Source organism: Zarconia sp., from assembly GCF_057467645.1.
This window is the reverse complement of record NZ_JBRJXU010000054.1, coordinates 115,136-125,913: the sequence shown is the minus strand read 5'-3', so window position 1 is coordinate 125,913 and position 10,778 is coordinate 115,136. Positions and strand designations below refer to the sequence as shown.

The 10,778-nt window shown below is 51.0% G+C and carries 6 protein-coding genes; 3 read left to right on the top strand and 3 right to left on the bottom strand.

Translation table 11 applies throughout. From position 1 onward, the window contains the following. The first annotated feature begins 191 nt into the window (after nt 1-191). The 3 genes from AC2215_RS07815 (at nt 192) to AC2215_RS07805 (ending at nt 6,449) form a co-directional block, all read left to right on the top strand. Nucleotides 192-4,280 carry a PAS domain-containing protein gene (locus tag AC2215_RS07815; protein WP_486809405.1) on the top strand — a complete coding sequence of 1,363 codons (4,089 nt, stop codon included), beginning with the start codon at nt 192-194 and terminating at the stop codon, nt 4,278-4,280. Nucleotides 4,281-4,754: 474 nt separating this feature from the next. Continuing rightward, nucleotides 4,755-5,135, top strand: coding sequence for a response regulator (locus tag AC2215_RS07810; RefSeq protein WP_486809404.1), 381 nt, complete (start codon nt 4,755-4,757; stop codon nt 5,133-5,135). Between the two features lie 699 nt (nt 5,136-5,834). Beyond that, nucleotides 5,835-6,449, top strand: coding sequence for a hypothetical protein (locus tag AC2215_RS07805; protein ID WP_486809403.1), 615 nt, complete (start codon nt 5,835-5,837; stop codon nt 6,447-6,449). Nucleotides 6,450-6,883: 434 nt separating this feature from the next. Here AC2215_RS07805 and AC2215_RS07800 read toward each other — a convergent pair whose 3' ends face one another. From AC2215_RS07800 to AC2215_RS07790, 3 genes are all read right to left on the bottom strand, one after another. Next, entirely contained in the window at nt 6,884-8,416 is a 1,533-nt protein-coding gene (locus AC2215_RS07800) for an Ig-like domain-containing domain (protein ID WP_486809402.1), read from the bottom strand. Between the two features lie 296 nt (nt 8,417-8,712). Next, a complete protein-coding gene (locus AC2215_RS07795) occupies nt 8,713-9,483 on the bottom strand; it encodes a TIGR03943 family putative permease subunit (RefSeq protein ID WP_486809401.1) in 771 nt (256 codons plus the stop codon). Nucleotides 9,484-9,498: 15 nt separating this feature from the next. Further along, a complete protein-coding gene (locus AC2215_RS07790) occupies nt 9,499-10,548 on the bottom strand; it encodes a permease (protein ID WP_486809400.1) in 1,050 nt (349 codons plus the stop codon). Nucleotides 10,549-10,778 lie beyond the last annotated feature (230 nt).

Sequence of the window (10,778 nt, the reverse complement as noted above, 5' to 3'; positions counted from 1 at the left end):
GACAAGGGGACAAGGGGACAAGGGGACAAGGGGACAAGGGGACAAGGGGACAAGGGGACAAGGGGACAAGGGGACAAGGGGACAAGGGGACAAGGGGACAAGGGGACAAGGGAGACAAGGAGATAAGGAGACAAGGAGACAAGGAGACAAGGGAGATAAGGGAGACAAGGGAGATAAGGGAGACAAGGGAGATGAATTTTCCCAACACCCCACACCCCGTTTCCAAGCCAACTAAAGAGGAATATAAAAGCGTGGATAACGTATTGTTAGACTCGATCGAGACCCACCTGGTTAAAGTGACCCCGACGACTTCAATCGAAGAGACGATCGCCCAGATGCACGATCGACAAACCGATCGAGCGTTCGTCCTGGATGGGGAGCAGTTGGTGGGGATTTTTACCGGAATAAATTTAGTCGAAGCGATCGCCAACCACCTCGATCTCGGGGTTGAGCTCGAACGGGTGATGACTCCCGAACCCCTTATCTTGACTCTTCCCCGTCGAGAAAAGGAACCCGAGAGATGGCGGGTTCTCCATCGCCGCGCCATCGATTTAGTGCGCCAATACGATCTCGATTTTCTGTGCGTTGTTGACGATCGAGGTCGTTTCGTCGGCGAGCTCGCATCGAGCCAACTCCTCCGTTCCCTGGACGCGATCGGACCGCCACTCCCCCCCCAAACGATTCCGGGGAAAACCACCGCTGGGCTTCACAAACTCGTCCGGGAACTCGAACGGCGTATCGGTCAGAGAACGGCCCAACTCCAAGAGTCCCATGCTTTGCTCGTCGAAGAAATTCGCGATCGCCTGCTGGCGCAACTCGAAATTAGCAAACTAGAAGCCCAATTCCAGGTGGCGGTGGATAACATTCCCAATATCTTCGCCATTTACGATTGCCATCGACGATATCAATTTATCAATAGCGAGGGGTTGCGATGTAGCGGTCGATCTCTCGAAGCATCCATCGGCTTACGGGATGAAGATATTTTTCCGCCCGGGGTGACTTCGAGTTATCTTCCCCTGCTTGAAAGGGCGATCGCCACGCGCACCGCTCAAACTGGAGAATGCAAGATGTACAACGCCCGGACTCAATGCGAGTTTGTCGCCGTTGCCACCTACGTTCCCTTACTCGACGATTTCGGTCAGGTGTACCAAGTTCTCGGCATTGCCAACGACATCACCGAACGCAAGCAATCGGAAGCCCAACTCAAAGCCGCCACAGATCGATTGCGGGCAGTCTTGGATGCCGTACCGGGGTTCGTATCCTGGATCGTCCGCGATCGCGATCGCTGCAACGGTCCGATGCTCTGCTACGAGGGAGTCAACAGTCATTTAGCGGCCAGTTTGAACCGCTCTCCAGAGGCCTTTGTCGGTCAACCCCTGGGATTTATGGAAGGTCAGTCCCAGTTTACGGAGTTTATCGTTGAATTCATGGCCGGTTCCGATCGAGCCGCATGGCGGACGGTCGATGTCAATATTCGCGGTGCCCAGTGTTCTTACCTAATCGCCGCTCAAAAATACCAGCAAGATACTGCTGCCGTGTCCGTGGGAATTGACATTACCGAACGCAAACAAGCCGAAGAATCCTTACGCTATCAGTTGGCCTTCGAGCAGCTGGTGATGAGCATCTCGACGGATTTTCTCAACCTGCGATCGGAAGAAATCGATGGGGGAATCGAACGAGCGCTGCAACAAATTGGCGAATTTGCCGGGGTGAATGCCAGCTATATTTTCCTTTTTGGCGAAGATGGAACCCAGGTCAGCATGACCCACGAATGGGTCTCCCCCGGCATCGAACCGGAACGCGAGCGCTGGCAAAATATCTCCATAGAGAGGTTTCCGGCGGCGATCGAGCGTCTCAAAGCCGGTGAAGTCCTCTACATCCAACGCTCCCAAACCCCTTCAACGCCCATCGGGTGGCACGGCGATCGAGTGCTGTCTATGGCAGCGGTTCCGGCGATCTACCAAGGCCAGACGCTTGGGTTTATTGGCTTTGACGCGATCGAGGAACCGAAAATTTGGTCCCAGAGCAGTATTTGGTTGCTGCGCATTGTCAGCGAGATCGTCACCAATACCTTGCAGCGACGGCAAGCAGAACGGAAACTGCGGCAAAGCGAGCGGAAATTTCGCGCAATTTTCGATCGCGCCTTTCAGTTCGTCGGCTTGCTCCAACCCGATGGCACCGTCATCGAAATCAACCAAACCGCTCTCGATTTTGCCGCCTTAACATTACCCGAAGTCGTCGGACGACTGTTTTGGGAAACCCAATGGTGGCAAGGGGCACCGTCGATTCAAACTCAACTCCAAAAGGCGATCGTTCGAGGGGGAGCCGGTGAGTTCGTTCGGGAGGAGGTGGACGCGATGGGAACCGGTGGAGTGACCGTCACCCTCGATTTTTCCCTCAAACCGGTGACCGATGAGGCGGGGAAGGTGGTGTTGCTCATTGCAGAAGGTCGGGATATTACGGAGCAAAAATTAGCCCAGCAAGAACGATACCTGGCTTATCAGCGATCGCAACTGCTTTCGGAGGTCACCCTCAAAATTCGCCAATCTCTCGAACTCGAAGAGATTTTACAAACCGCTGTCAAAGAACTGCAAAAATTACTCCAAGCCTCCCGCGTCGCGATCTTCGAGCGGGCGTCGGGGGTGACGGGACGGGTGGTGAAAGAAGCAGTGCTTCCGGGTTGGCCGACGTTGGCCGGACTCGAAATCGACGATCCGTCTTTTTACACGAGCGATCGAGACGGCACGAACGTGGGAGAATTCTACGCCATTCCCGATCTTGAGAGTGCCAGATCGGAGCAAGCGGGGAATTTCTCGTTACTGAGCAGTTATGGGGTGAAAGCCGCGTTGGTCGTTCCCATTTGGGTGTCTGGGGCCGGCACCAAGCAGGCGGGAGAGGAAACATTGCCCGTATTATGGGGCTTTGCCATCGCCCATCAATGCGATCGACCCCGACAGTGGACGACATTTGAAATCGAACTGTTGCAACAGCTCGCCGATCAAATGGGAATTGCCATCTCGATTGCCCAACTCATCGATAATTTAGAGGACATCGTCGATCGGCGCACGGCTCAACTGCGGGCGCTCAATGAAAATTTGGAGCGGGAAATTCGAGAGCGCCGTCGAGCGGAAATTGCGCTGCGTCGCAGCGAACAACAACTTCGCCTCACTGCTGATGCTCTCCCGGTGGCGATCGCTTACGTGGATGCCCGACGGGTCTATCGCTTTAACAATCGCACCTACGAGGATTGGCTGGGCAAACCCCTCTCGCAAATTACCGGGCATCCCGTGTCAGCAGTCTGTGGGGAAGAGATCTACGAGGCTTGCCGCCACTATATCGATACCGCGTTATCCGGTTCGCGAGTCTCCTACGAAATCCAGCAACCGGAAATCGAGGGTACCAGCCGCTACCTCAGCGTCACCTACATTCCCGATATTAGCGAAATGGGGGAGGTGAAGGGCTATTTTGCCGTAGAAATTGATATTAGCGATCGCCACGCCGTCGAACAAATGAAGGATGAATTTCTTTCTGTTGCCAGTCACGAACTGCGTACGCCGCTGACCTCGATTCGCGGGTCTTTGGGTTTGCTGGCGACGGGAAAATTGGGACAACTCTTGCCCAAAGGTCAGCGAATGCTCGACATTGCTCTCAAAAATACCGATCGCCTCTGTCGCTTGATTAACGATATTCTCGATCTCGAGCGGATGGAATCGGGTCAAATTCAAATTCTCTTGCAACAGTGCAATGCGGTGGAACTGATCTTCCAAGCGGCCGAAGCCATGCAGGCGATGGCGGAGTCTGCGGGTGTTACCCTACATGCTATCTGGGACGATCGCACTTTCGAGATTCAAAACGATATTCAAACTGGAGAACGTAACGCGATCGATTTCAAGACAAACGTCCTCCCGGTTTGGGCAGATGCCGATCGCATTTTGCAAACTCTGATTAATTTGATTAGTAACGCGATTAAGTTTTCACCCCCCCAAGAAACCGTTTCGATTCGCCTTTGGCAACAGGGGTCTCAGGTGTGCTTCCAAGTCAGCGATCTCGGACGGGGGATTCCCTCAGACCAATTAGACCGTATTTTCGGTCGCTTTCAACAAGTAGACGCCTCTGATTCTCGCCAAAAGGGCGGTTCTGGACTGGGTTTGGCCATCTGCCGTCAAATCGTGCAGCAGCATGGCGGTCGGATTTGGGCCCAAAGTCGTTTGGGGGTTGGAAGTCAATTCTACGTCACCTTACCCCTGTCGGAACCCAAGACTTTAGGCGTTGAAATCTAGTGCCGCGACGGGTATTAAACATGTAAACGAATCACCCATCATCATTGCGTTCCCCGGCGTTTTTCTTGAATATTTTCGAGTTTCTGGCGTCGATTTTCGCCTTTTTTTGGAGATAAAACCCTCTCCCATCGAGAAAGACCGAAGGTTGAGAGATAGTCGGTCATCCTGCTACACTTAAAGTGTGTCAGTTTAATTCACTTTTTTAGACAAAATTTAAGATTCATTATTTCTCTTCAAACGATTGTTGTTCGATCGAGTAACCTGGTCTTAAGCCATCTTTTCCATCGATCGAGCTACAGCCTTTGCCATCATTCGGTATCTGCTTGTCTATTTTTTATATTTCCTTAACAAAGGGGTTGAGAAAAAATTTAAACCCGTTCCATCGGAATGCATCAGATCTTTTCAAAATATAGATATTTATCGTTTTACAACTATATACCAACCATTAATTCTTTTGCATGACTGTAATTTCTAATGGTAGTCAAGAAAATTTTGGTCATTGACGATGAAGCGGATATTCGGGAAGTCGCTCAGCTGAGCATCGAAATTCACAGCGATTGGGAAGTTCTTGGAGCAGATTCGGGTCATGTCGGCTTGTATTTAGCTCGAGTCAATACTCCCGATGCCATCCTGTTAGATGTCATGATGCCAGAGATGGATGGGTTAATGACCTTGGCAAAATTACAATCCGATCGAAATACTTGCAAGATACCCGTAATTTTACTGACGGCAAAAGTTCAAGCAGCAGAACAACGACGCTACGCTCAATTAGGAGTGGCTGCCGTGCTGACTAAACCGTTTGACCCGGCGATGTTAGTCGAGCAAATCGCTCGGGTTTTAAACTGGGAAATCTAACCCCACCGACACCACGATCGAGTTTCCACAAGTATCGATAATCCATTATGTTGAGTTCGCTAAATGTCAGCAATCGCTCGTTACGCTCCTTCCCCCAGACCGACTTTTACTGTCTCGATCCATGACAGATAGAAATAAGACGCGAGCGTGATGGTTGTTCGAGCAACGAGCGTAAACCCGGACAATTCTTCAAGCTAAGACTGGATTTCTAGAAGGTATCGCTTTAAAAAAGCTTTGCTAAACCAGCATCATATAAACATGCTTTTATGATAAAAACACGATATTGTTAAGTGTAAGATATTCATTTCAGCTCAATAGATCTAAAAAACAAGATGACTTCAATCCGTATATTTACGGTACACCGATTGAAACTTCATGTTAGATTTAGAGAGGTTAGTGAAATTACGGATATTCTCTGAGAGTTTTTGAGTCATTTGCATTAATCTGTCGATGGTATATTTTCATCAACTTTGCCTTTGGTTTTAGAATCGCTATGTTAGATTAAGCCCAAAACTAAATGACGATATTACATTCGTCATTCTTCATGTTGTACCATCGGCGTCCCGATGCCCTAAATTTCGAGATAAACGGGTCGCTTGTCAAACTTTAAGATAACGACGTTTGGCTGGGTTATTGTTTCTGCCAGGGTGTACGAGTCAAATTAACAAGCAAAGCAAAGCACGAGAGAAAAGTTTCACGATGGAAACGGTACTTACTTACTATGTAGTTGGCGCTCTGACAGTTTTTACAATTTGGTTGAGTCTTTTCTGGGAGGATTTGCGAACGCCAATGAGCGATCGGAGTTCGTGGATCGTCCTGCTCGTTGCCACTCTTCTGTGGCCGCTATCGTTGCCGATGTCACTCATCGAACTTTCCCGTAAAAGACGAGAGGTTTCTCGGTTCGCACCCCACAACTTACTTTTAGGTCAACTTTTGAAACAAGCAGGATTGCTCTCAGACAGCCAAATCCGAAAAGTTCTGCACGAACAACAAACCCAAGAGCAATCCCAGCGTTTCGGTGAAATTCTCGCCCGTCGGGGATGGCTGGCTCAAGAAACGGTGGACTTTTTTGTCGAGGAATTGCCCCAGCTCAAATTAGTCCCCCGAAAGCAGCGGTTGGGAGAGTATCTCGAGGCAGCAAAGTTACTCGATCGCGAACAGGTCGAACTGATACTTGCCGAACAGCAATACACTTCATTGTTGTTTGGGGAAGTGGCGGTGCGTAAAGGATGCCTCGATCGCAAAACCTTAAATTTAATCTTGTTTTACCTACTTGAGGAAAGCGAAGAGATAGAATTGGCTTACCCGGTATAGTCTTGGGTAAACTGACTCGATTGCTTTCGCAGCCCGTCATATTAACTTCAGATCGTTACTCATAATCAAAAATCTCTCATTTTCCAGTTACAGAAGATTTGAATTATTAGTATTAAAGAGAACTTAATAAGACGGCAAGTCACAATCCCACTGTATTGTTGCGCCGGAAGTCCGAACAATACTCGATCGAAAAATCCTCTTCTCCGGGAGAGGGTTTTTCTGTGTGGGTGGTACTCTGGTGTCGACGTCATCACCCATGGGTACTCATATCAGATCCGGGTAATTCACCATAATATGCAAATCCCACGAGTCACTTTCTCCCACCGCGATTGCCTGCTCCCCAACGGTCGGCGTTCCCTTGCGTAGGCGGCCCCCTAGGGGTCCGACCGCTGCTCGCATCCACCGGAATTATAGTCATTCAACCGGATTTGAGATCACGGCAACCAACGGGGATAAAAACCATTGATGGGCAGTTGTTCCGCTTCGAGTTGAAGCGAGCCATCTTCCGAATCGGGAACCAGAGGAAACAGCAACCATAAATTGCTCGATTCGATCGCCGCACCGGAGTTGGTACGCGGTGCGTTATCCCGACTCGACGAACGACGGGAATCGACATTGGCAATTTGATCGAACATCAGCGATAAACCATCGCCGGCAATATCGATGTGAATATCCGGCTGTGGCGTTTCAAAGGTGAGCAAGCGTTGAAATTGTTGCGATTCGAGATCGACTGCCGCAATATAGGGAATTTCCCGATACTCTTCCCCGCTTTCATCCAAATCCGTGAGCAAACAGTAAAGTACTTTGCCTGTGGGATCGAACTGAGCTTCTAGAATCGAGCCGTTGGTTTTGATAATCTGCTGGTGTTCCCCTTGATTAGGTACCAAGTACAGCCCTCGAGTGTAGTCGGGATTGTACTTAACCATCGCCGCTGCCGAACCGTCAAGGCGAAAATCCATGACTTTGCCGTATTCGGCGAAAAACGCCAGGGGTTCGCCCGTATTCGCGGCATTTTCATCGAGAGGTAGCAAGGCAATACCTTGTCCCTGGGCGATCGCAATTTCCCGACCGCTGGGGGCAACGACAAACTCCCCGCCTGGGGCACTTTCGAGGGGTTCGGGTTTTTGGCCATCTCGGATAGCCCACAAACCGAAATTCGCCCCGGGATTTTGGCGATTCGATCGCTGAACGACGATGGTATCCCCTTGAGGGGAGAGGTCGAACTGCAAGTTTTGATACTCTTGGTTATCGAGGATGCGCTCGATTTTACCCGCACGTTCGGGATCGGGTTCTTTGCCCTCGGGAACGTGGGGATGAATCCCCGTGGTGACGGTGTAGAGTTGAACGTCGATGGCGCTTTCATTGGGGGAGAAGCGATCGACCGCAGAAAAGAGAATCCGATCGCCCAGGGGATAAATTTGGTAATTCATCACCCGCAAATCTGGTGGCGTGAGGACGGTTTTTTCCTCCTGGGTGATGTTGTAGAGAATTAACTGTCCCGCTTCCGACTCGTCCACACCGATATAGGCAAAGGCCAAATCCCGACTGCGAAAATTGCTTTCAAACGGTTCGATGGTGGTATCGCGGTCTTTAGCAGCCGCAAAGCTATCGCGCGCCCCATCTAGTGTGACGGTATACTCGGAGCCGTATGGCGCCGGGCGATCGAGGGTGTAGGCCATGCGCCGTCCCGCCCAGCTAATTTTACCCGGTAGCGGCGGCTCGATGCGCAGGTTTTCTTCGACGCTGACTCGATCCATGGGGCGGTTGAAAGTGAACAGAAACGCGCGATCGGTTGCTCCCACCTGTCGGTTTTCCCAGGTAAAATCGCGAATTCGGGGAACGGTGCGATCGCCGCCGAGCATCAACACCAGCATCAATACCATAAGTCCGAGAATCACGCTGAGGGCAATGCGATCGATGGGTTGCCACCGGAACGCGATCGGATTTTGAGGTTTTACGCGAGTCATAGGGAACGGGGAATGGGGAATAGGGAATGGGGAATGGGGAATGGGGAATGGGGGATTTTTCGGCTCGCTCGCTATATGGCTTTACCTAAAGTTGCACGTGGCGTTAATAAGTAATAAGTTTGACCTCTTGTTGAGAGCGAAGAATGCAACAAATGAATTGGATCTAATTTTTTTCCTGAATCAAGAGGCGCGCATTCGGCTGAATTCGGGCTTAACCTATACGACTCCTACTCATTACTTATTACTTGCGTGCCGCGCTTCCCATTGTCAATTGTCCATTGTCAATTGTCCATTCCCTAGGAATCGTAGGGATTTTCCGGTTCGGGAACCTCTTCGAGAGACTCGGCGACAATGACGAGTTTGCGCACATCTAAAAGGCGCGTAACCCCCATTTCCCCCTCCACTTTCAACCAGGTATCGGCGTCATATTCTGTGGCGTTCTCTGGCAACCGTACCGGCAATCCAACCGGGTAGGCATCCGCCGCGCAACAGGTAATCACGAAGCGAGAAATGACGAAGTAGTCTGGGGGGAAATCCGGGGGATGAATGACAAATCCGGTGAGATTGACTTTTTGCCCTTCGTATGCGGTAGGTTCGGGATAAACGTTGAGGGTGCGAATCCAATCGATGAGGGTTCGTTCTTCGGGGTTTTTGCTGGCGCGGAAGCTTTGGGGTTGCGATCGCGTACCCGAGAGTAAATCCGTGACCCCTACTTCCAATGCGGCTTGGCTGGCGAAGGGACGGGGGGTAATGAGTATGCCCAGAATCGCGGCCGTCAGCAGCAACATCGAACCCCAACCGGGTGGAAAGAGGGTGGTATGTTCCATCGACGGTATCGTCGGATTCGGCGACAACTTCCGGCGCCGTTGCTGCCACAGTTCCACCAACCGAAACCCGCCAATGGCCAGCAGTCCCAAACCTCCGACGATACACAGCCAGGTATAGGCGGGGTGAATGAGGATGTTGAGTTTGTCAGTGACCCAATATTTGAGCATCAGAAACCCCCACGCCGCGATCGCAGTCGCATCGATCCAGGGTATCCAAGCTTGAAATTTAGCACGTTTCATAGCCGAATTGAAGGTTTAACTCCAATGCAAGTTAATCAGCAACGCGATGATAAAGCTCAGTTGCGCGGCGAGGACAAATAGATAAATAACCGCCCGCGATCGAAAAATCGAAAACATCAACCCGATCGCTTTCAAATCTATCATCGGGCCGAAAACTAAGAATGCTAGTAGAGAACCATTCGTAAACGCTGAGGAAAACGAGAGGGCAAAAAAGGCATCCACCGTCGAACAAATCGAGACCAAGGTGGCAAGAACCAACATCGCCACAATCGACGAAATCGGTCCCTGTCCCAAACTCAGGACGATTTCCCGAGGAATCGCCACTTGAACGATGGCGGCAATGGCGCTACCGATGACTAAAACCCCCCCCAACTCTCGCAACTCCTGAAGGGCGTTCTCAACAAACAAACTCCAGCGTTCCCGATTGGAAGAGCAGGCAGCAACACCACCGGGGATAGCCAGCTCGGGAGATAAACCGAGCGGAGACTGAGAGGAAATTTCAAAAGCCGCTGTTTCCAAATTCATCCCCGACTGTCCGAGAAAATAGGTTCCCGATTTCAGCAAACTGGGGGTTTCTGGGGAGGTTTTGGCTTCCGGGCGAGATCGGGGCATTGCCCGCAAGAGGTTTTGTTGCAGCAGGGGACGCATATCACGCTGGACGCTGAAAACCACGGCGATGATGGTGGCGATTATTAACGACGCGCCTACCCGCCAGAATACCATTTCCGGGCGATCTCGAAAGGCGATCCAAGTCGACCAAATGACGATCGGGTTGATGGTTGGGGCGGCCAGTAAAAAACCGATGGCTACCGACGGCGAAACCCCCTGAAGCAGCAATCGCCGCGCTACGGGGACGTTACCGCACTCGCACACCGGAAACAAAAAGCCGATGGAACTACCGGCGAGTGCCCCCAAAACGGGGTTGCGGGGCAAGCGTTTGACGAGTTGTCGCTCGTTGACGAACAATAGCAAAGCACTCGAAAATACTACCCCCAAGAGGAGGAAGGGAAGCGCCTCGACGAGCAAACTCAAAAAGATCGTAAACGCATTATTAAACTGCTGCATCGTGAATGGGAGGAACGAAATTAAACGCAATCAAAACTCAAGACGGATGCCAAGCTATTGTAGCGAACTCCCGACATTCCCCGATCTCAAGGAGTAATTCCCCACAAATATTCCACAAAGCGATCGATTTCATCCGGATCGCATCCCCTCTAGAATGTAAAAAGGTTTCAGACTCGGAACGTTCGCGCAGTCAGATCTGCCAGGGCGATCGCTTCGAGTCCCGACTCGAC